The organism is Anoxybacillus sp. J5B_2022, from assembly GCF_026847645.1.
Classification (GTDB): domain Bacteria; phylum Bacillota; class Bacilli; order Bacillales; family Anoxybacillaceae; genus Anoxybacteroides.
In genome coordinates this window covers 17,596-40,078 of the sequence record NZ_JAPSMC010000020.1, presented here as the reverse complement: position 1 = coordinate 40,078, position 22,483 = coordinate 17,596, and the positions used below count along the sequence as shown (strand labels likewise).

The 22,483-nt window shown below is 44.6% G+C and carries 19 protein-coding genes, 1 pseudogene and 3 riboswitches; of the genes and pseudogenes, 7 read left to right on the top strand and 13 right to left on the bottom strand.

The features are described 5' to 3' along the window. Window positions 1–102 precede the first annotated feature (102 nt). Window positions 103–1,713: a methyl-accepting chemotaxis protein gene (locus tag M4I42_RS07765; RefSeq protein WP_268851635.1), complete on the top strand. Its 1,611-nt coding sequence runs from the start codon at window positions 103–105 to the stop codon at window positions 1,711–1,713. A 35-nt stretch (window positions 1,714–1,748) separates the two neighbouring features. On the opposite strand, the gene M4I42_RS07760 is transcribed toward M4I42_RS07765, so the two are convergent. Together M4I42_RS07760 and M4I42_RS07755 are read right to left on the bottom strand one after the other, a co-directional pair. Then, complete coding sequence (locus tag M4I42_RS07760) at window positions 1,749–2,801, bottom strand: YkvI family membrane protein (RefSeq protein WP_268851651.1); 1,053 nt, start codon at window positions 2,799–2,801, stop codon at window positions 1,749–1,751. A gap of 130 nt (window positions 2,802–2,931) precedes the next feature. Then, window positions 2,932–3,303, bottom strand: a pseudogene (locus M4I42_RS07755) (FixH family protein); the annotation flags it as partial. A 216-nt stretch (window positions 3,304–3,519) separates the two neighbouring features. On the opposite strand from M4I42_RS07755, the gene M4I42_RS07750 reads away from it, so the two are divergent. Beyond that, entirely contained in the window at window positions 3,520–5,676 is a 2,157-nt protein-coding gene (locus M4I42_RS07750; RefSeq protein WP_268851634.1) for an ATP-dependent Clp protease ATP-binding subunit, read from the top strand. Between the two features lie 12 nt (window positions 5,677–5,688). Here the strand turns inward: M4I42_RS07750 and M4I42_RS07745 are convergent, their stop codons facing one another. From M4I42_RS07745 to M4I42_RS07735, 3 genes are read right to left on the bottom strand one after another with little or no spacing between them, the layout of a single operon-like run. Further along, the gene (locus M4I42_RS07745) at window positions 5,689–6,351 is read right to left on the bottom strand and encodes a TetR/AcrR family transcriptional regulator (RefSeq protein WP_268851633.1); all 663 of its coding nucleotides are present in this window, start codon (window positions 6,349–6,351) and stop codon (window positions 5,689–5,691) included. Window positions 6,352–6,371: 20 nt separating this feature from the next. Beyond that, complete coding sequence (locus tag M4I42_RS07740) at window positions 6,372–7,478, bottom strand: ABC transporter permease (protein ID WP_268851632.1); 1,107 nt, start codon at window positions 7,476–7,478, stop codon at window positions 6,372–6,374. Beyond that, window positions 7,475–8,194 (bottom strand): ABC transporter ATP-binding protein, encoded by a 720-nt coding sequence (locus M4I42_RS07735; RefSeq protein WP_268851631.1) that lies wholly within the window; start codon window positions 8,192–8,194, stop codon window positions 7,475–7,477. Before M4I42_RS07735 ends, M4I42_RS07740 begins: the two co-directional genes overlap by 4 nt. Window positions 8,195–8,404: 210 nt before the next feature. After that, a riboswitch (Lysine riboswitch) is annotated at window positions 8,405–8,584 on the top strand. Window positions 8,585–8,671: 87 nt separating this feature from the next. Here M4I42_RS07735 and M4I42_RS07730 point away from each other — a divergent pair. Further along, window positions 8,672–10,096, top strand: a complete 1,425-nt coding sequence (locus tag M4I42_RS07730; RefSeq protein WP_268851650.1) for an amino acid permease — start codon at window positions 8,672–8,674, stop codon at window positions 10,094–10,096. A 281-nt stretch (window positions 10,097–10,377) separates the two neighbouring features. On the opposite strand, the gene M4I42_RS07725 is transcribed toward M4I42_RS07730, so the two are convergent. The 6 genes from M4I42_RS07725 to M4I42_RS07700 all read right to left on the bottom strand — a co-directional run bounded on the left by M4I42_RS07725 (window position 10,378) and on the right by M4I42_RS07700 (window position 15,470). Further along, window positions 10,378–10,818, bottom strand: a complete 441-nt coding sequence (locus M4I42_RS07725; protein WP_268851630.1) for a MarR family winged helix-turn-helix transcriptional regulator — start codon at window positions 10,816–10,818, stop codon at window positions 10,378–10,380. A gap of 121 nt (window positions 10,819–10,939) precedes the next feature. Continuing rightward, on the bottom strand, window positions 10,940–11,482 hold the full coding sequence (locus M4I42_RS07720; RefSeq protein WP_268851629.1) for a 1,2-dihydroxy-3-keto-5-methylthiopentene dioxygenase: 543 nt from the start codon (window positions 11,480–11,482) through the stop codon (window positions 10,940–10,942). A 32-nt stretch (window positions 11,483–11,514) separates the two neighbouring features. Continuing rightward, a complete protein-coding gene (locus tag M4I42_RS07715) occupies window positions 11,515–12,138 on the bottom strand; it encodes a methylthioribulose 1-phosphate dehydratase (protein ID WP_442864087.1) in 624 nt (207 codons plus the stop codon). A 2-nt stretch (window positions 12,139–12,140) separates the two neighbouring features. Continuing rightward, a complete protein-coding gene (locus tag M4I42_RS07710) occupies window positions 12,141–12,797 on the bottom strand; it encodes a 2-hydroxy-3-keto-5-methylthiopentenyl-1-phosphate phosphatase (protein ID WP_268851627.1) in 657 nt (218 codons plus the stop codon). Beyond that, window positions 12,794–14,032: a 2,3-diketo-5-methylthiopentyl-1-phosphate enolase gene (gene mtnW / locus M4I42_RS07705; RefSeq protein WP_268851626.1), complete on the bottom strand. Its 1,239-nt coding sequence runs from the start codon at window positions 14,030–14,032 to the stop codon at window positions 12,794–12,796. Before mtnW ends, M4I42_RS07710 begins: the two co-directional genes overlap by 4 nt. Before the next feature lie 60 nt (window positions 14,033–14,092). Then, a riboswitch (SAM riboswitch) is annotated at window positions 14,093–14,196 on the bottom strand. A 101-nt stretch (window positions 14,197–14,297) separates the two neighbouring features. Further along, on the bottom strand, window positions 14,298–15,470 hold the full coding sequence (locus M4I42_RS07700) for a pyridoxal phosphate-dependent aminotransferase (RefSeq protein ID WP_268851625.1): 1,173 nt from the start codon (window positions 15,468–15,470) through the stop codon (window positions 14,298–14,300). Window positions 15,471–15,566: 96 nt separating this feature from the next. Between M4I42_RS07700 and M4I42_RS07695 the strand changes: the two genes are divergently transcribed. From M4I42_RS07695 to M4I42_RS07680, 4 genes are all read left to right on the top strand, one after another. Continuing rightward, window positions 15,567–16,370 carry a carbon-nitrogen family hydrolase gene (locus M4I42_RS07695; RefSeq protein WP_268851624.1) on the top strand — a complete coding sequence of 268 codons (804 nt, stop codon included), beginning with the start codon at window positions 15,567–15,569 and terminating at the stop codon, window positions 16,368–16,370. Between the two features lie 89 nt (window positions 16,371–16,459). Then, window positions 16,460–16,562: riboswitch (SAM riboswitch) on the top strand. Window positions 16,563–16,631: 69 nt separating this feature from the next. Then, entirely contained in the window at window positions 16,632–17,831 is a 1,200-nt protein-coding gene (mtnK, locus tag M4I42_RS07690; protein ID WP_268851623.1) for an S-methyl-5-thioribose kinase, read from the top strand. 17 nt (window positions 17,832–17,848) lie between these two features. After that, window positions 17,849–18,898 carry an S-methyl-5-thioribose-1-phosphate isomerase gene (gene mtnA, locus M4I42_RS07685; RefSeq protein ID WP_268851622.1) on the top strand — a complete coding sequence of 350 codons (1,050 nt, stop codon included), beginning with the start codon at window positions 17,849–17,851 and terminating at the stop codon, window positions 18,896–18,898. A 111-nt stretch (window positions 18,899–19,009) separates the two neighbouring features. Beyond that, on the top strand, window positions 19,010–19,465 hold the full coding sequence (locus tag M4I42_RS07680) for a chemotaxis protein CheX (RefSeq protein ID WP_268851621.1): 456 nt from the start codon (window positions 19,010–19,012) through the stop codon (window positions 19,463–19,465). Between the two features lie 244 nt (window positions 19,466–19,709). On the opposite strand, the gene M4I42_RS07675 is transcribed toward M4I42_RS07680, so the two are convergent. Beyond that, window positions 19,710–20,210, bottom strand: a complete 501-nt coding sequence (locus tag M4I42_RS07675) for a methylated-DNA--[protein]-cysteine S-methyltransferase (RefSeq protein ID WP_268851620.1) — start codon at window positions 20,208–20,210, stop codon at window positions 19,710–19,712. After that, complete coding sequence (locus M4I42_RS07670) at window positions 20,182–22,413, bottom strand: PAS domain-containing sensor histidine kinase (protein ID WP_268851619.1); 2,232 nt, start codon at window positions 22,411–22,413, stop codon at window positions 20,182–20,184. Before M4I42_RS07670 ends, M4I42_RS07675 begins: the two co-directional genes overlap by 29 nt. Window positions 22,414–22,483: the final 70 nt, after the last annotated feature.

The window sequence follows — 22,483 nt, the reverse complement described above, 5'->3', positions numbered from 1 at the left end:
AGTATTCCGCCTGCTGTTTGTTTTATGCATAAGATGCATTTTTTACGTTGATGAATATGAATTTTCAGTATATATTGAAAGAAAGAATAGGGGGGATGTGTGGTGGATCGGTTGCTTAAAAAACGACGCGCCCAACAAGCACTCAAAAAAGTCGTCGATGTCGCAGCAAAGTTACAAAAGCAGCTCGATCGAACAAAGCCGTTTGCCGAACAAATGGAACCGGTTCGTGCTTTTTTAGACAAGCAGCTAGAGCGGGATGAATATTTTGTCATTGTCGATGAGACAGGATACGCCGTTGTTCATACAAATAGACTACGAGAAGGGCGGACGTTTTCTGATGAGACCGGTCAAAAAGCGGCAAAGACAACTGAGCCGCTCCTGCAAGCGTATATGCGCGATACAGGGGAGCTATTAATCGACGCAAGCTGTCCGCTTTATACTGACCAAACAGGAAAGCGCTTCAATTTGCGCATGGGAAGGTTGATTCATCGACCTTATTTGCAGCTTCATTTCTTCTGTTTATCGCTCGTACCTTCCGCAATTAGTTTTGGACTGGCAACTACCTTTTCTTTGCCGCTCTTTTTTGCCTTTGCGTTAACTATCGTGATCAGTTTAGGCATGAGCGCCTTTTTTTACAAAACGATCGTTAGCGAAGTGCGCCATTGGTACAGCGTCACACGGACTGTATCGTCTGGAAATTTGCGCGCAGAAGTGCACACCGCCAAAAAGCGGACGGAGTTTCACCAAATCGGTTACGAACTAAACAAAATGATTGTTGGGGTACGCACCATTTTGGATGAACTTTCCAAAGCAACAGCAACCGTGAAGCAAGTGAGTGAAAACCAACAGTTAGAAACGAAGCGATTGTCGGAAGCATTCACCGAAATTGCCGCCGCGATGGAAACGTTTCGAGAAGGTGCTAAACAGCAGACAGCTTCCGTCGCAGAAGCAAATGAGTTTGTAGCCGGAATGATGACCGAGGTACAAGACATGCAAGCGGATTTTGAAAGCGTCGTTAGCCAAGCGCAAGGGGCCATGAAATCGGCGAATGAAGGGGCTCGTTTGATCGATATGACGAAACAACATATGCAACATATGCAGCATGACTTGAACGAAACCGCTAAACTAATCCACACCGTTTCCGAAGAAGCGAACCGAACAGTGGAAATGGTCTCGGCAATTACCGCCATTGCGAAACAAACAAACTTATTGGCATTAAACGCATCAATTGAAGCGTCACGGGCAGGCGAGTCAGGAAAAGGCTTTGCGATTGTCGCTCAAGAAGTAAGAGTGTTAGCGGAAAATACGAATGCGTTTGCGGCACACATTTTATCGTCGCTACAAACGATGCGCAACATGCTGCATAATGTCGTCCAAGCCGTCGAACAAAACGGACGAACAGCGAATGAAACGATGGCGTCATTATTGCAAACGAACGAAACGATGACGTCCTTCCAACGTATGTTCATAGAGATGACTGAGCTTTTGCGCCGCAGCCGAACACATGTAACCCGAATTACTAACAACGGAAACGAGCTCAAGCAAGCGATTGAAGAAGTGCACGCGATTGCGAAAGATTTTACAAGCATGGTGCATGAAACAACGGCAGGACTAGAACAGCAAACAGCGGCTATCCATGAATTGGCGAACGAAGCAACATTACTTTCCCAATCCATTCAGAAATTGCAACAAATTACAAACCGCTTTCACTAATTAGCGAAGGCATTTGTCGTTGGGCGACAAATGCCTTATGACTGAGGAATTTTACGCAACGCCAACAAGAAAAGAAATAGAAGGCTTATATAGCCAAACAGCGGATATAAAAACGATAACAAAGCGCTATATCGAAACGAACTGACGGCGTATAACAAAACAACGACGACAACGAAAAACAAGGAAGACGAAACGAAATGAAATTGTCGACGCAGGCCGAACACGCCTCCAATAAGAGATGTGAAAATTTCTCCATAAATAATTAGCAAATAAAGCCAATGCAACGAAACGAAAGATGTATGAACAATTTCTGCCATTGGAATGTCGTAATGCAGCACATATGGAAACGAAAGCAAGACAAAATGGCTGCTTAACAAAATGAGCGTCAATATCACACCACCAATAAGCGCCCCCCTTTTCACCGTCCGTTCGTCGGCCGCTTCGGTTGCGAGCGGAACGAGCACCGTTTGCGCCATCGCCAAATTAAATGCCGCATACGAAAACGGGGAAAACAGCGCCCGCCACGAATGATTCGGGACACTCGAAATCACGCACCATTTCTCCGCTATAGCGATTTTTCCTAATAAAACAAAGCTAAACAGCAACATCAGTGGTACGACTAAAACATTCACAGTAAACAATCCTTTTCGATCATAAAGCATCACCGCAAACAAAAGAAATAGTGTGACAAACATCCCCACCCGCTTCGATAGACCGAGTTGCTCTTCAAACAACGCCCCCGCCCCCGACAACATCACGGCGGTAACCCCAATCACCATCATCGTCATGACTATCGTAATAACTATACTCGCTGATTTGCCGAATAAATAATCGTTCAACTGTTTATAAGAAGAGGAGCGCAACGCTCGCGCCATCACCATCATGCGCATCCCTCCCCACGTAAACAATCCGCCGCTAACGATCACCCCCATCGTCCCGAACGTTCCGTATTGCGTAAAAAACTCAACAATTTCTTTTCCAGTGGCAAATCCGGCGCCAACAACTGTTCCAACATAGACAGCAGCAATTTGCCAAGCACCTGACCACGTTTTGCTCACCTTTTCCACCTCGTCCTTCTTGTCCTCCATGTGCTTAAATATATGAAGAAATGAACAAAGAAAGACGTAAACAAAAAAGAAAAGAATGTCGTTTAGACATCCCTCTGGAACGGTCACTTGTTCGACTTCGTGCTCGTGCAAATCATTGGTTTGTCGACTGGCCAACCACAACATCTACTTTTGGCATATTGTGCATATTGCGCGCTGTCACATGAGCAACAATCGAATACGCTCCAATTTCTGTAAATGTTTTCGTAATTGCGTACTTTCCGTTGCCTTGATGCTTTGCCTTCAGCATCTCATGTTGCTCACTGCCTTGTTTCCAAATTTCAAACTTCACTTCATCCGCATCGTCTACTTTTTCATTACCATATGTAACAAAACAAGCAATTTCCGTTGCTTTATTTACATCAATTGGCGATTTCGTTTCGATTTTTACGTTCAAAATGGCTGGTTTTTCCTCTTTTTGACTGCAAGCTGCCAGCATCACAAACACGAAAGCAAGCATGAAAAAAAGCGCGTTCCGTTTCATTATTCTCTTCTCCCCTTTTTTCCGTTTTCCACGTTCACTATACCACATCCTCTCCCGCTACACGCCATTATTCACACTTTTTTCAAAAACATTTCATCGTTCACACAAAAATTTTTAAAAAGGGACTTGAAAGTCAAAAAAGGTCAAAGTATAATAAAGTCAGAAAGGTCAAAGATAGTCAAAGTCAAATTAAAAGAAAAAAGGAGGTTATGCCTCATGATGTGCCAAGCATGCCAACAAAACAAAGCAACAGTATTTGTGAACTTGCAATTTAATCATGAGAAAAAACAATTGCACCTTTGCCATGACTGCTATGAAAAACAAAAACAACAATTAACGATCCCGATGAATTTCGGTTTCGGAAGTTTTCCATCGTTTCCGTTTGATGAGTTGTTTACAAGCGGATTTGCTCCGGTTTCGGAAAATGAAAAAATACCAACGTATGGCGCTCAGCCAGTAAAACGGCAACAAAACGGCGGCGGCTTTTTAGATCAATTCGGCCGCAACTTAACACAGCTCGCCAAAGCAGGGCTTATTGACCCAGTCATCGGCCGCGATAAAGAAATCGAGCGCGTCATCGAAATTTTAAACCGCCGCAATAAAAACAATCCGGTGTTAATCGGTGAACCAGGTGTGGGAAAAACAGCGATTGTCGAAGGATTAGCCCTTAAAATTGCGGAAGGGAACGTTCCAGAAAAATTGTTAAATAAAGAAGTATATTTGCTCGATGTCGCTTCCCTCGTCGCCAATACCGGCATTCGCGGCCAATTTGAAGAGCGGATGAAAACGTTAATTGCGGAATTGCAGCGCCGGAAAAATGTGATTTTATTCATCGACGAAATTCATTTGCTCGTCGGAGCTGGTTCGGCAGAAGGCTCGATGGATGCAGGCAACATTTTAAAACCAGCACTTGCCCGCGGGGAATTACAAGTCGTCGGGGCAACGACATTAAAAGAATACCGGCAAATCGAAAAAGATGCTGCGCTTGAACGCCGCTTCCAGCCTGTCATCGTCCATGAACCGACGGTCGAACAAGCGATTGACATTTTAAAAGGCATTCAAGCAAAATACGAGCAATTCCACCATGTCAAATATACGGATGAAGCGATCAAAGCGTGCGTTACTTTATCACATCGTTATATTCAAGACCGCTTCTTGCCAGACAAAGCGATTGACTTGTTAGACGAAGCCGGATCGAAAGCGAACTTGCGCATCGGTCCAACCGACGAAAAGCAAATTCAGGAACGCCTTGCGCAATTAGCAAAAGAAAAAGAAAAAGCAGCGAAAGAAGAAAACTACGAACTCGCCGCAAAATTGCGCGATGAAGAGATCAAGTTGGAAAAGCAATTGCAACACACAAAAGCACAAGAGACACCAGTTGTTGATGTCACCGACATTCAACAATTAATCGAAGAAAAAACGGGCATTCCGGTCGGCAAACTGCAAACCGACGAAAAAGAAAAAATGAAACACTTAGAAGAAAACTTAGCGAAAAAAGTCATCGGTCAAGAAGAGGCGGTAAGAAAAGTAGCGAAAGCAATCCGCCGCAGCCGGGCTGGATTAAAGGCAAAAAACCGTCCGATCGGTTCGTTCTTATTCGTCGGACCGACAGGTGTCGGAAAAACAGAGTTGTCGAAAACATTGGCTGAAGAACTATTTGGCTCAAAAGACGCGATGATTCGCCTCGATATGAGCGAATATATGGAAAAACATTCCGTATCAAAATTAATCGGTTCTCCTCCTGGCTATGTCGGTCACGAGGAAGCGGGACAATTAACGGAAAAAGTACGCCGCAACCCGTACAGCATTATCTTGCTTGACGAAATTGAGAAGGCGCATCCGGACGTACAACATATGTTCCTGCAAATTTTAGAAGACGGTCGTCTCACAGACAGCCAAGGCCGCACCGTAAGCTTTAAAGATACGGTCATTATTGCGACAAGCAACGCAGGAACATCCGATAAAAAAATCACAGTCGGTTTTGAGAAAGATGAGACACCGGCGCAAACAAACATTCTCGATACGTTACGCCACTATTTCAAACCAGAATTTTTAAACCGCTTTGACGCCATTATTGAATTTAAACCGTTGGACAAAGAACATATGTTGCAAATCGTTGATCTCATGCTCGATGAATTGAAAGCAATGTTAAAAGAACAACAAATCGAGGTAGAGATTGCGCAGGAAGCGAAAGAAAAATTAGCCGAACTCGGCTATCATCCAGCATTTGGCGCTCGTCCGCTCCGCCGCGTCATTCAAGAACACGTCGAAGACCAAATCGCCGATGTATTGATGGATGAAGCGAACGTAAGTACGATTCATGTCGGTCTCGAAAACGACCGCATCGTCGTAAAATCAACAAAAAACGCCTAATCCCTTAAAGGATTAGGCCTCTTTTTTTCGCAATCCGTTCATTAAAAACTGAATCGTTCGTTCCATTTCTGCTTCGTCGTCCCAGTCGTAATCCGGCATAATGATAAAGCGTGTCGCGAAAAAGCCAGCAATTGTTGTAATCGTCAAGCGAATGACCGATTCGACAGGAAAATCCGCGATTTCCCCTTTCTCTTGAAAATACAGCACAATTTTTTTAAATTTTTCATAGACGTGCGCCGTAAACACCGTTTCCAACTGTTTTTTGATTTCTGCATGAAACGCAACTTCTTGCCAGAACACGCGAATCGCCGGCAAATATTTTTTAACAAATTCGTAGCGGTTTTTCCAAACGGTGCGAACAAAATCTTCATAATGCTCATATTGATGTTCAAACACTTCTTTCGCAAATTCTTTCGCTAAAAACGGTGCAACAGATTGAAGCAAAGTCGGCGTAACGATCGCCAATAGCAGTTCTTTTTTCGTTTTATAATGCCGGAAAATCGTTCCTTCGGCCACGCCGGCCCGCTTCGCAATTTCACTTGTCGATGTTGCCGCATACCCTTTTTCAGCAAACATTTCAATCGCCGCTTCTAAAATTTTCATTTGCTTTTCGCTTAATTTCCCATCTTCTCCGTTAAATTTCAACAACTCCTCGAGCCATTGTTCTTCGTTCATTCGACGCCAACTCCTTGCTGCTAAAGTTTTCGATATTTTTTCAAGGCGAATATATTTAATGTAACAAAAATAACTACAAATCCAAATAACGCAAGTAAATCTGTGCGGATGTCGCTAAGTCCCATCCCTTTATACATCACGTTTTTTAACGCATCGCCGCCATAATACATCGGCATCACTTTCGCAATCGCCTGCAACCATCCTGCCATTTCATCGACCGGAAGAATACCGGAAAAAAAGATTTGTGGAATGATGACGACCGGAATAAACTGCATCATTTGAAATTCCGAATGGGCAAACGCGGACAATAAAATTCCTAACGAAAGCGCCACGAGTGCCAACAATAAGTTAATGAGAATGACATGCCATAGCGAACCGACGAGCGTAATGTCTAACACTTTCACCGCAAAAAAGACAACGATTAGCGTCTGAATAACCGCAAACGTTCCGTATCCTAGCAAATAGCCGAAGACGATTTCGTGGCGGCGAACCGGCGTTGCCAACAAACGCTCGAGCGTACCGGTCGTCCGTTCTCGCAATAGCGCAATTCCCGCAATGAGAAAGACGAAGAAAAAGACGAAATACCCTACTAATATTGGGCTTAACGTATCAAAAAAGGAAGTATCTTTATTGCCGTATACGTACGATGTATGGACGGTCGGCGGCTGCGGCTGTTCTATTTTTATCGGTATAGGTAGCTTTTGTTGAATGGTTTGCAGCGCCTTTTGCATTGCCGCTGCTTGTTGTTTCGCCGCTTCTTTCGCGATCGTCTGTTGAATTTTCACTTGTAGCGCTTTCGCTTTCGATGGATCTGCATTTTCAAACGTTAAGTGAATGTCGTTATCGTTCATTTGCATAAATGCATCTAATTTGTCGTCAACGATTCGTTTTTTTACATCGCCCGCTTCGCGATACTCAATAATATCAATCTCTTGCTTTTTTAATTGCTTAATAATGACAGAATCAACATGTGCCACGCCTAGTTTCGGATTTTCTGCTGTATTCTCTGTAAATAAAAAATGGAACAACGTTAAAATCAAGAGCGGTGCGACAAACATTAATCCGAGCGTTCGCTTGTCGCGCAACATTTGCTGAAAAATTCGTTTCACCACCGCCATCGTTCTCATCCGCGCTTCCCTCCCGCTTTCACGAATACGTCTTCTAAATCGCTCGCTTCATATTGCTGTTTCAATTGTGCTGGTGATCCGCTCGTAATAATTTTCCCTTCCCTTACCATTGCCAAACGGTCGCATTTTTCCGCTTCGTCCATCACATGCGTCGTGACAACAATCGTTTTTCCTTCGTTTTTCAACCGGAATAATTCCTCCCAAATCGATAACCGCAATTCTGGGTCAATGCCGATGGTCGGTTCGTCTAATACGAGAATTTCCGGATTGTGAATAAGCGCGATTGCTAGCGACAACCGCCGCTTCATTCCGCCTGAATACGCCATTACTTTTTTCGATAAATGCGGTGTCAATTGGACGAGGTCGGCAGCGTACATGATGCGCTCTTTCCGTTCTCCTTTTTTCAGTTGATAAAGAGAAGCAAAAAACTGCAAATTTTCTTCTCCCGTCAATTCCGGATATAACGCATCGGATTGTGCCATATAGCCGATGTCAGATAGAGCAGCCATGTTCGGCATCGCTCGATTCAACACGCTCACTTCTCCGGAAAAATCGCTGTCCATTCCGACAAGAATTTTGACTAACGTCGTTTTTCCTGAGCCGGAAGGACCAATTAGCCCGTATATCTCCCCTTTGTTTACCGTCAAATCGATGTTGCTCAACACTTCTTTTTTTCCAAACGATTTGCTCACTTGCTTCGCAACAATGGTGCTCATCCGAAAGCCCCCTTTTTCAAAAATGAGTGATTACTTACTCTCATTTTATATTGTGCCGTTACGTTTTTTTAAGTGAGTACTCACTCATTTTTAAACTCTTCTTTATAACGGTGATTAACAAAATACATTTTCGTCACAAAAATGATGATTGACGAACATTATTGGATCATGTATCATTATCACGTCAATCGAATAAGTTCTCGTCAACTAAGATGAGATAGAGGTTGCAATGAATAAGAGTAGTTTGAAGGAGGGGCAGAGAACCCGATGACTTCAAATGAAAGGATTCGTTGCCGAAGTTTGTAGCGTGCTCTGGCGCTATAAGCTGGGCCTGTAGCCGAATAGGTGCAGGACTGTCATCGCTTTCGGCGATGGAGAGCTATCGATCTTAAGTTTGATGCGGATGTCGTATGCGCCCGTTGAAAACTTAAGGGTGTATTTTTTTTGTCTAACATCATTAGAAGGGAGTTTCCTACATTGCAGCAAAATAAACTAGGTCTTTGGATGTTGACGGCGCTTGTCGTCGGAAATATGGTTGGATCCGGAATTTTTATGCTTCCTCGTTCGTTAGCCGAAGCAGCTAGCCCGCTCGGCGTTATTTTCGCATGGTTGTTAACGGGAGGCGGTGTGCTTATGACCGCGCTCGTCTTTGGAAATTTAGCGATTCGTAAGCCTGATTTAAACGGCGGGCCGCAAATTTATGCGAAAGAATTATTTCCGAAAGAATCAAGTGCTTCTATTTTATCCGGATTTATGTCGTCATGGGGATATTGGATCGGAAACTTTGCCGGTAACGTTGCCATCATTACAACGTTTTCCAGCTATTTATCTACGTTTTTCCCTGTTTTAACGAGCAAACAATCGTTATTTACGATCGGTTCGACCGATATTAAGCTTGGAAACTTGTTGACGTTTCTCGTTTGTACCGTGCTATTATGGGGAATGCATTTCATTATTTTGCGCGGCATTGAAGGGGCCGGAAAATTAAATTTCATCGCCACTGCCGCTAAAGTATTAGGCTTTTTCTTATTTATCGTCATTAGCTTATTTGCGTTTGAAAAAAGCAACATCGGTTCATTCGTCGCTCCACGCTATGACGAGGCGGGCCATACAATTAGCTTATTAGGGCAAATTAATAACGCGGCCGTCGCAACGCTATGGGCGTTTGTCGGGGTCGAATCAGCAATCGTGTTCGCTTCCCGTGCACGTAAGCAATCCGATGTGAAACGGGCCACAATTCTCGGATTGCTGATCGCCCTTGCGATTTACATCGGCATTAGCGTGCTTGTCATGGGATTATTGCCGCAAAAACAATTGATTCAATCAGAAAAACCGCTCGTCGATGCGATTCAAACGATTTTAGGCCCAAGCGGCGGATATATTCTTGCTGGACTTGGATTAGTGAGCTTGCTTGGCTCGACGCTTGGTTGGGTATTGTTGAGCGCAGAAGTTCCATATCAGGCGGCAAAACAAGGGTTGTTTATGCGGTCATTTTTAAAAGAAAATAAAAAAGGAATGCCAAGTTTTTCATTAATTCTTTCCAATGGATTGGCGCAAATTTTCATTTTCTCCACGATTTCGAATTCGATGTCCGCAGCGTTTGATTTCGTCATTTACATCGCGACGCTCGCTTATCTCGTGCCGTACTTTATCGCTTCCGTATTCCAGCTGAAGCTAACGTTGACAGGGGAAACGTACGAAAAGGCGGGGAAAAGTCGCATCGTCGACGGTATCATCGCGTTATTGGCAACCGTTTATTCCGTTTGGGTCATTATTACCGGAACAGCGGACATAAAAACGTTCATGCTTGGCGTCGCCTTACTTGCAAGCGGAATTTTCTTCTACCCACAAGTAAAAAAAGCAGCGCAAAAAACAGAGAAAAAACAAAAACTATCCGCATAAACTAGGCGTGTTGATTAACCATTAAAAACCAGTTGACATCGCTCTATTCCCAGCTTTTCTGCCGTAGTCGGCAAGCGGTTCGCTTGCCGACTGGGAGTATTAGCATGCCCTCCTCGAACAATGAACGCTTTGCGGGCAAATTACATTTGCACGCCGGCGTTCTTGTTCGAGGGAAGAGGCAGAAAAGCTTGTGTTCAGCCATATGATTCTGTGTTTTTTAGTAAAATAATGGATAATCAACACTCGTGCGCATAAACAATAAAGCGGCTCAATCAGCCGCTTTATTGTTTTGCTCCATATCCTAATTTTTTCAACAGCGTAATCGCCTGTTCTTTTTCTTCGGCCGTTAAGCCGGCAAGCGTTTCGTGTATCATCTGTTCATGTTTAGGAAATACATCTTCAATAAACGCCGTTCCTTTGTCAGTGATCGACGCATACGTCACGCGGCGGTCTTTTTCGCACGCCTTACGGACGATCAATCCTTTTTTCTCCAATTTGTCAATGACATACGTAATGCTGCCGCTGGCAAGCAAAATTTTTTCACCGATTTGTTGCAGCGGCTGGTCACCTTTATGGTACAGCAACTCAAGCACACCAAATTCGGTCGGATTCACGCCAAATGAATGAATCGACTTATTCACTTGATTGTTTACCGCCCGATATGCTCTTGATAGTACAATAAACAATTTTAATGATTGCGCAATCTCTTCTTTTCCCGCCACTTGTCATCCAATCCTTTACCCGTCGAATTCGAAGCCATTGTAGCGAAAAATCCTATCTTTGTCAACGAGGGATTGGAACGAAAAAACGTAGAGATCGGGCGTCAGCTTTTGCATATACTGCTTACTTCACGATTTCTTCTTTTTCTTCGTACGGGTGTGCTACCCAACCAGACGGGTCAATAAACAACCGAACAGCTACAACTTGGCGATCTTCCATTAACGTAAAGAAATGCGGATTGCCTTCCGGTACCGAAATGACGTCCCCCGCTTCTAGCTCCACGTTAAAGTAGCCTGTTTGTTCATCTCCTTTAATGATGAAAATACCATGGCCCGCGACGATGGCGCGAACTTCATCTTCTGTATGGATGTGTACTTGCTCAAACTTTTTTAACAACTCTTCTAAATTCGGCGTCGCCTCCGAGAGAGCGACAACGTCCCACGTTTTATACCCTCTTCTTGCCGCCAAATCTTCAATTTCTTCTTTAAAAGCCATCAAAATCTCATTCTTTTCTTCATCATTTAAAACAAATTTATTTTGCAAATGCTCCGGCAATTTAGTGATATCCCAATGTTCATAAAGAACGCCTTGTTGTTGTAAAAAATGAAACACATTCTCTTGTCCTTCGATCACTTCACCCGTTTTTCTAATTTTAATGACCGCCATTTTTAATCCTCTCCTTTCGTTTGTAAACAAGTTTAGGCAAATATTTTCGTTCCTTTTAGCTGCAATAGCTTCACATGATAGCTAAACAAAAATTCGCACGCCTCTAAAAATTTTTTCGCTTCGAACGCATCTCGTCCCCACACGGTAATACCGTGATTGCGAATAAGCACCGCCCCCGCATCCTCGTGCACGTGTTTAGAAAACTCCGCGGCAAGCGTTGGAATATGTGCATCATTCCGAATAATCGGGATACGAAATACCGCATCTTCTTCCCAAAGCCCAAACGCCTTTATAATCTCTTGTCCGGTGAACACAACTTCCCCGTCATCGCCGTATAGTTCTGAGATCACATTGTTGTCAATCGTATGAACGTGAAGGACGCAACCCGCCTTTGTTTTTTTATAAATTTCGACGTGTAATAACGTTTCTGCTGACGGCTTTAAATGCGTCGCTTCCGCTGGCTGTCCGTCCGCGCTGACAAGCAAAAAGTCTTCTGCTGTCTCTTTTCGTTTATCTTTTCCGCTTGCGGTGACAAGAAACGTAAGCGGCTCATCGCTTACTTTGATCGATAAGTTGCCGCTTGTCGCCATAAACCAGTCGCGCGCGGCTAGCTCGCGCTTCACTTCTGCAAGCTCTTCCCATTTCGTTTGCCTCATGCTCATATCGCCACCTCGCTTTCTTTTAACACGTTGATCACATCATAAAACGTCGTAAACGGCGTATGCGGCAAGTTTAGTTCGCGGCATTTTTCAAGCAAAAAATCGCGAGCGATGACGTGATCGGCAAGTTTTGCCGCTGCTAAATCAGTAATCGAATCGCCGATGACGATCGTTTTTTCCCCTTTGGGCGCTAGTTTGCGAAGCAACGACGGCTTACAACAGCCGCAGCCGTTTTGGCAATGTTCATCGCACGCATACGGCCACGTAATTTGAATCATTTCTGCGCGAAAGTCTGCGCCGTTACAAAAAATGCGCTCTTTTTCGATGAGTCCATCTAATAACGGATAAACGAAAAAATCGATGCCGCCGCTGACGATATAAAGAGGGATTTGTTGTTCTTTCGTAAAAGCGACAAACTCGGAAAATCCGTCGCGAATGCGGGCGGTTTCAATCAAAAATTGGACGATGTTCTCTTTCAGCGTCGCTGGCAAAAGCGAAAACATCTTGCCGACGCCTTGTTGCACCGAGCATTTTTGTGCTAATATATCGTCTTTGATCGCTTCCCACTCGGGTGGGGCAAACTGTTTCATAATCGCAATAATGTTATCGTTTAACGTAATCGTTCCGTCAAAATCACAAAAAATCACGGGCTTCATTTTTTCACCTCATGCGCGCCCCATAACGCGATCGCTTTTTTGAGCGGTTCGTTTTCTTCTGCTGCTTCATGAAGCGAACGACCTGCTAATACGGCAGCGACAGCGGCGCGAAACGCTTGCCCGCCTCCGATCGCTCCGTCTGGATGCCCGTGTACGCCACCGCCGGCGTTAATGATGCAATCAACGCCAAAATCGTGCATTAAAAGCGGCACAAGCCCTGGATGAATGCCTGCAGACGGAACGGGGAACGTGCGCGCAAACGGCTCTTCTTTCGTTAATTCATAGGCGATCGCAAGCGTCTGCTCTTTTTCAAGCGCTACACTTCCATATGGCGATGGGAAAAGCGAAAAGTCCGCCCCCGCCATGCGCAACAGTTTCCCAAGCAATAGTGCGTAGCTTACGCCATACACGTGTGAGGAAGCGATCGCTCCGCTAAACGACGGATGCGCCATAATCGGCAAACGAATGTCATCGTCTTCCCGAAGCGCCTGCAATACATCAAGCCCGTATGTAAAGACGTTAAACAATAACACGTCTGCCCCAAGCTCGGCTGCCCGTTTCGCTTTTTCTTTTAGCTCCAATGTTTTCCCTGTTAAATTAACCGCATATAGCGTGCGCTGCCCCGTTTGCTCGTACACGTCTTGTAGCACTTTTTTTCCAGCGACAATGCGTTTTTCAAACGGCGTTAAGTCGTTGTCAAACAAAATTTCATCGTCTTTGACGAGATCGACGCCGCCGAGCGCTTGTTGTTTTAGTTGCTCCGTCATATAGTGAAGATCGCGACCGATGACCGCTTTAAAAATACTCATGACAAGCGGACGGTCAAAAACACCAAGCTTTTCGCGAATGCCGTCAATGCCAAAGCGCGGTCCTGGAAATTGTCGCTTTAATTCGTCTGAAAAGGTGAGATCGATAAGCTTAATTGTCCCATCGAGCGACAATTTGCCGAACGTTGTCGTTAAAATGGCAGGAAAATCAGAACTGAAATTGATGCTCGGATACGAAATGCTAACGAGCGCCCGCTTCAGCCGTTTTCCGAAATACGCATTGACCCGTTCATCTTCGTCAAGCTCATCAATCCGTTCAACAATTCCTTTATGCTTTTTTAGTTGCTCTTGTTCAAGCTGCGGCAAATCGGTCCACGAACCAACCGTCAACCCGAGGGCAATTCCTTCCGCTTTTTTCGCTAAATCTTTTTCATCATGAAGCAAATATGTCGCAACCACTTGGCTCATTTTTTGTTCCTCCAATCATGAAAAAAACCTCTTCATAAGAAGAGGTTTCGCTTCCCACTCTTCTTATCTCTCAGCATATTGCTGCAAGAATTAGCACCGTGCTTAAAACTAAGTCGGTTGCCGGGCTTCATTGGGCTCGTCCCTCCACCTGCTCTCGATAAGAATGCCTGCATTTATTTTATTTTTTTCGAAAATTTATTGTTTGCAAATTTAATTCAAATTATGCCAGGAATATACCGCGATGTCAATCATTTTTTACTGCGGATTAAAAAATGTGGAGTGCCGCAATGCGAGCTGCCGCTTCTTGCAAGCGTTCTTCGCTCGTCAGCAACCCGACGCGAACGTATCCTTCCCCGTGTGCACCAAAACCGATGCCTGGGGCAACAACGACGTGCGCCCGCTCTAAAAGCACGTCAGCAAACTGTTCAGATGTCCAGCCAGTTGGCACCGGAAGCCACGCAAAAAACGAACCCGCAGGTGCCGTGACGTTCCAGCCAATCTCGCGTAGCGCGTGAATGAACGTATTGCGCCGCGATTCGTACAAAGCCACAAGTTCATGGACACATTGTTGCGATTCAAGCAGTGCGACCGCAGCTGCTTCTTGAATAGCACCAAACAAACTGACATATAAATGGTCTTGCAGCAAATTGATCGCCGCAATCACGCTTTCATTCCCGACAGCAAAACCGATACGCCAACCAGCCATATTATACGTTTTCGAAAACGTATAAATTTCAATGCCGACCTCTTTCGCTCCTTCCACTTGCAAAAAGCTGATTGGTTTTTGTCCGTCAAAGCCGATCGCACCATACGCAAAATCGTGTACAACGCAAATGTTATGCTTTGCGGCAAACGAAACCGTATCTGCAAAAAATGCTTCCGTCGCCGTCGCACCGGTCGGGTTGTTTGGATAGTTTAAAAACATTAATTTCGCTTTCCGAACAACTTCTTCTTTTAATCCTTCATAGTCCGGCAAAAAGCCGTTCTCTGCTAAGAGCGGCATCATCGCCATTTCCGCCCTAGCAAGCGCCACTCCTGACCAATAGTCGGGATAGCCCGGATCAGGTACCAACACAACATCACCTGGATTTAATAAACATTGCGGAATTTCGACAAGCCCTGCTTTGCCACCAAATAAAATAGCAACTTCTTTTTCCGGGTCAAGCGTTACTCCGTATTCCCGCTCATAAAAAGTAGCGACTGCTTCTTTCAAAAACGAATAGCCGCGAAACGGCGAATACTTATGATACTTCGGATTGGCTGCCGCTTTTTGTAGTGCCTCGACAATATGAGGCGGCGTCGGTTGATCCGGATTTCCTTGTCCCAGATTGATGACATCATGCCCATCTGCCATCACTTTGCCAACTTTGTCCACAAGCGACGCAAAAAACTGCTTCGGAAGGCTTTTTAACAAATCCGATTCGGTAAATGATTTCAATTGCTCCACCTACTCAAAAAATTCTTGAAATTCTAGTCAAAAATCATATATCGTAAAGAGTAAATTGTAAAGTACATTTTTTCGAGGTGAACGAATATGACAATAAAAGTGGCGTGCCTTCAGTTAGATGTTGCCTTCGGCGACCCAGCCGAAAATAAACGGCGAGTGCAACGCGAATTGGAACAAGTATATCAGCACCAACCAGACATCGTCGTTCTTCCAGAGTTATGGACGACCGGATACGATTTACCACGCCTTGAGAAAATTGCAGATGAAGATGGCACAGACGCGAAAACATTCATTTCCGAACTGGCGCAGTTATACAATGTAAACATCGTTGCCGGTTCCGTGGCCAAAAAAGCGGAAAACGGCATCACAAACACGATGTATGTCGCCAATCGAAACGGTGATATCGTTGGAGAGTATAGTAAACTTCATCTTTTCCGCCTAATGGACGAACATTTGTATTTACAGCCTGGCGAAGAAACGGGATTTTTTACTCTAGATGGAACGTTATGCGCTGGCGTTATTTGCTATGATATTCGCTTTCCAGAATGGATCCGTGCTCATGCGATTCAAGGAGCAGAGGTGCTGTTTGTTGTCGCAGAATGGCCACTTCCACGCCTCCATCATTGGCGAACGCTTTTGCAGGCGCGAGCGATTGAAAACCAATGCTATGTGATTGCCTGCAACCGAGCGGGAAAAGATCCGAGCAACGTATTTGCCGGTCATTCCCTTATCATCGACCCGTGGGGAAACATCATCGCTGAGGCTGATGAGAAGCCGTGCTCCCTCATTGGCGAAATCGATTTATCGAAAGTAAGTAAGGTCCGAAACCAAATCCCGATTTTCCAAGACCGTCGCCCAGAGTATTACACAAAAACGGAAAAAATTTTTTAAAAAATGTATTGACAAGACAAACCAATGCCATGTATGATTCCAATCAAGTGAACTAACCCAATTTTTTAAACACTCGAATAACGATAACACTCTTATCAAGAGCAGGCGGAGGGACGAGCCCAATGAAGCCCGGCAACCGGCTTAAGTAAAGCACGGTGCTAATTCTTGCAGCAATACGCTGAGAGATAAGAGGTGCGAAGCGAACTTCAAACCTCTTTCGAAAGCGAAAGAGGTTTTTTATTTTACTTACGATAGGGAGGAATGGCGATGTCTAAACAATCTGTATATGAACCGCTAACGGAAAGTGGTGCCGTTGCGTTGGCCGTCCGGTTAGGGCTCTTTCCTGAAGGCACTCCGTTAACATGCCGCGAGATTGGTGATGGCAATTTAAACCTTGTGTTTCATGTCGTCGACCAACGGACCGGAAAAGGAATCATTATTAAACAAGCGCTACCGTACGCGAAAGTCGTTGGTGAAAGCTGGCCGCTTACGCTAAAGCGGGCCGTGATCGAAAGCAACGCCTTGCGCACGTTCGCAAGCTACGTTCCGGAGTATGTTCCGAACGTTTACTACTCAGACGAATTGTTAGCCATTACAGTGATGGAAGATTTGTCGCATTTACAAATCGCTCGCAAAGGACTAATAGAAGGCAAAACATATCCGCTTCTTTCTGAGCATATCGGCGAATTTATCGCCAAAACGTTGTTCTATACATCTGATTTTGGGATGAATCAACAACAGAAAAAACAGCTTGCTCAGCAGTTCGTCAATCCAGAATTGTGCAAAATTACGGAAGATCTCGTGTTTACCGACCCGTTTTTTGATCACGAAACGAATAATTTTGAAGCGGAACTTCGCCATGACGTGGAAGCGCTTTGGAACGACGAAGCACTCCATCTTGAAGTGGCAAAATTGAAGCGAAAATTTTTAACCGAGGGCGATGCGCTCATTCACGGCGATCTACATACCGGCAGCATTTTTGCTAGCGATACGGAAACGAAAGTGATTGACCCGGAATTTGCGTTTTACGGCCCGTTCGGATTTGACATTGGTCAGTTTTTTGCCAATTTATTGTTAAATGCGTTGTCCCGCCCTGAACAAGAACAAGAGCCGTTATTGCAACACGTCGAAAAAACGTGGGACGTCTTTACTACCGTCTTTTCTGATCTTTGGGAACAGCATAATGTAGAACCGTATGCAAAGACGAAAGGTTGGCTGCAAGAGTTGTTGCACGTTATTTTCATCGATGCTGTCGGGTTCGCTGGCTGCGAAGTGATTCGCCGCACAATCGGCTTAGCACATGTCGCTGATCTTGACGGAATTGCCGACAAACAAACGCGCATCGAGGCAAAACGACGTGCGCTTCAGCTTGGCAGAGCGCTTATTTTACAGCGCCATTCGCTTCGTAGAGTGCAAGACATTCGCTTGCTTTTCACACAAACGTTAGCAACCACTTATTGAACGAAAGGAAGAACGATATGGCTGAATTGCTTTCCATTCCCCGCTCGGTTGAATGGAATGAAACATATATTACGATTTTAAACCAACAAAAGCTCCCTTTTCAGACTGAATATTTAGAATTAAAAGAACTTGAGGACGTCTGGGAAGCAATTGCCACGCTAAAAGTTCGCGGCGCACCGGCGATCGGGATCACCGCCGCCTATGGACTTGCGCTAGCCGCACAGCGATACGATGTAAGCTCAATGGCTGAATTTCAGGAGCAATTGCAAAAAGACCGCGATTATTTAGCGAGTGCACGCCCGACCGCTGTCAATTTGTTTTGGGCGCTCGATCGCCTTGTCGTGAGCGCCACCGCGGCTACGTCCGTTAACGAAGCGAAAACGACGCTTGTTCACGAAGCGATTCGCATACAAGCCGAAGACGAAGACACATGCCGTTCGATCGGCGAATATGCACTTTCCTTATTTCGAGACGGCGACCGCATTTTGACAATTTGCAACGCTGGTTCGATCGCAACGGCCCGCTATGGAACCGCTCTTGCGCCGTTTTATTTAGCAAAAGAAAGAGGCATCCACCTTCACGTGTATGCTTCAGAAACGCGCCCTGTTTTACAAGGAGCGCGGCTAACGACGTGGGAGTTAATGCAGGCCGGAATCGATGTGACGCTCATTACAGATAACATGGCCGCGCAAACGATGAAAACAAAGCGCATTACCGCTGTGATCGTCGGCGCCGATCGAATCGCTGCCAATGGCGATACAGCCAATAAAATCGGGACGTTCGGTCTTGCGTTGCTCGCCAAAGCGTTCGGCATTCCGTTTTATGTCGCTGCGCCGCTGTCAACGATCGATTTAGCAACGAAAACTGGCGATGACATTCCGATTGAAGAACGAAATTCGGAAGAAGTGACCCATCTGGCCGGAACGCGCATCGCTCCTGAAGGGGTAACCGTCTACAATCCAGCGTTTGATGTCACCCCAAATGAGCTAATTACAGCGATTATTACGGAAAAAGGCATTATTCGCGGCAATTACGAAACAGCATTGCCGGCGTTGTTTAGAAACTAATCTGCATTTACGAAATAGGAATGTTTCCCCATCGGCTTATCAAACTGTTTATGATATGATAAGGTACGATACAACTATTAGCGCATTGTTTATGAACGGGGGAACAAATAGATGACGATGATGACAACAGTGCTCACACAGCTATTAAATAGCACGATCCATTCTATTAAGATGGTCATTCCGGCAGGCATTCAAATCGAGAAGCCGACATTATACACGGCAAATTCGATCCGTTCTTCTTTGTCTGTCTTAATCGGAATGACGGGACAAGTTCACGGACAATTAGTGATCGGGGGCACTGCATCTTTATTTTCGCAAATTAGCCAAATGATGTATGGAATGATGCTCGAAGGTGAGATGCTTGAATCGTTTACGTGCGAGCTTGGGAATATGATCGCCGGCCAACTTGTGACGCATGCGTCCAACCAGCAACTAACGATGGATATTACTCCTCCGACGTTGCTCGTTGGCGAAACGAGCATGAAAGGATTTCAAAAAGCGATTCTCGTTCCGATCAACATTGAAGAAAAAGGAACGCTAAGTGTCATTGTAACTGTACACGAGTAGTAAATAAGAAGAGCGCAAAACACCTGCCTATCGGCGAAGATCGCACAGGCCCCACCGAGGAGAGCTCGAACCAAGCATGGCTTGGTTCTGCGTAGGTAAGTTCAGTGAAGCCAATCAATGTGTCGCCGCCGAAAGAAGGGGCGGAGCGCATCACACCGATGGCGCTTGGAGCTAGACAACGGGTTCAGAAATTCCTTTCTTAATTAATGCAAAAAACTAGAAGCAGGCGTAGCTTCTAGTTTTTTTATCCGTTCCTATAACGCTCTTCTAAATGTAAAAGTTTTTCTTTCACGTCTGTACGGTTTCCGGCGTAGCCAATCAACGCGCGGTTTTTGCCGATCACGCGGTGGCATGGGACGATAATCGCTAATTCGTTGGCGCGATTCGCCTGTCCGACCGCCCGAACCGCTTTCGGATGGCCAATTTTTCCAGCAATATCACTATAGCTTGCGGTCATGCCGTACGGAATATCGCAAAGCGCTTGCCATACTTTTTGTTGAAACGGTGTTCCTTTCCATTTCAACGGCAATTGAAACGTTGTTCGCTTCCCTTGAAAATACTCATCGAATTGCTTTACCGCTTCTTGCAACAATGGCGCATCACTTTTCACCATCTCGTATTGATCGCTTGCCTTCTCCCAACCGTCTTCAAACAGCTCGACGTTTACAATCGCTTCGCCATCGGAGATGATGTAAATATCCCCAAGCTCTTTCGATTTATAAACTGTGTACTCTCTCTTCTTCATACTCTGTTTCCACCCGCTTAATTGGCAATGTAATATGAAACGTTGTTCCGGCACCAACTTCGCTTTCTACGTCAATTTTTCCTTGATGTTCCTCAATAATTTTATAACTAACCATCAACCCAAGTCCAGTCCCTCGCTCTTTCGTCGTATAAAACGGCTCTCCAAGCTTTTTAATTTTATCTTGCGGGATGCCACAGCCCTGGTCGGTGACGGAAATGCGGATGTAGTCCGAGTCAAGTTTACGAATACGCACGTGTACGTCGCCGCCTTTTGGCATGACTTCAATCGCATTTTTTAAAATGTTAATAAATACTTGTTTCAGTTGATTCGGTTCACAGTAAAGAGGCGGCAGCTGTTCCTCAAAATCCGCGATAATTTGTACGCTATGCATCATCGCTTGCGCACTGATGAGATCAATCGTATCTTTCATAATTTTGCATATATCGTTTTGTTTATATTGAACCGCTTGCGGCTTTGCCAACACGAGAAACTCGGTAATAATCGACTCAATCCGCTTCAACTCGGACATAATCACATTAAAGTACATCGAATAATCTTCTTTAATACTGCCTTGCAACAATTGGATAAACCCTTTTAAAGCCGTCATCGGATTGCGAATTTCGTGGGCGATGCCCGCCGCCAACTCCCCAACGACGTTCAGCGTATCCGATTTACGGAGCTGCCATTCTAGTTCCTTCTTTTCGGTCACATCGCGAAGCATCATCATCCCTACACCCGCTATAATCTCTTTTTTCAACGAAATTTCAATCATCCGCTGCACGCCTTCTTTTGTTAAAACCGTCATTTCGCCATACGCTTCACCAGATTGCTCGGATTGCCTAATTAATTTATAAAATACTTTCCGTTCTTTTTCCGGAATGCATTTAATAAACGACTCCGCAAGCAACTGTTGCTTTGTCGTTTGGAAAATGTCACAAGCGATCGGGTTTACATCCAAAATTCGATACCCCTCTCCCCATAAAAGAATACCGTTCATCGAATGGTCAAAAATGCTGCGAAATTTTTGTTCACTTTCTTGCAGCTCTTTTTCCATCTTTCCTCTTTCTGTCACATTGCGAAAAATCGCTAAATGGTATCCATCAATGACCCCCTGCTTCATCGTGAATTCCAACTGCTTGTCTTCACCGTTCGGCATATGAAACGTCAATTCATCACGAATCTCGCCCATTTTCCGAAATTGCTCTAATACATGGCGCACTTTTTCATCATAATCGATAAAATCAAGCAAATTTCTACGTACAAGCAAATTGAGCGGTAGCTCAAACGTCCGACTCGCCGCCGGGTTCGCGTTGACAATATGTCCATTATCGTTCCAAATTAAAATTGCCTCATGCGCTTGCTCAAAAATAGCGCGAAACCGCTCTTCGCTTTTTTGGAGCTTAATTTCCATGTTTTTCTTTTCGGTCACATCGCGCATAATTGCCATATAAAAACCGCTGTATACGTTCGATGTCATCGTCAACTCAAACATTTTAACCGTGCCGTCAAAACGGATAAACGACAACTCGCCTTTAGCGGTTCCTTTTTCTTTCAACTCAACGAGCAGCTGAACAAAGTCGTCTTTGCATTGCCTTGCCACAAATTGCTGAAACGATAAGTGAAGAAGCTTTTCTTTCTCTAAATTTAAACTCATACAAAACGCCGGGTTGACGTCAATGAACCGACCAAACTCATCAAAAATAACGATGCTGTCCACCGCACGATTAAATACATCTTTAAATAAAAATTCGTTAATAATCCTCTCCCGTTCAAGTGCCTTTCGCGCTGAAATGTCGCGCATAATCGCTAAGTCAAAACAATTGAAAGCATCCTTTTTCATCGAAAATTCAATATGCTTAATCTTTCCGTCTCTTAATTTAATGAGCAGTTCGTCGCTAAACGATCCGAATTTTTGTAGCATCGACTGCTGAAACATTAAAATATCTGGAGGGACTAAATCAAGAAATAATTGAAAACGTTTTCCGATTAATTCTTCCTTTTCCATTTCAAATAGATGGCAAGCTGCTTCGTTCACTTCGATAAATTCACCGTTCTTATCAAAAATAATAATGGCATCTAACGACCGCTCAAAAATGATCGCATAGCCACTCAATTGCTCTTTCAACCGCCGGTTTTCTTCTTCTAATGATTTCACGTTGATCATCAATTCTTGCTTTTCACTAGAAGAAAGGCTGTTATTCATCGTAAATCCTCCTCCAAACAGGTAATATCCATAATCAATATATATTCGTCATAAAAAAAAGTACTCCTGC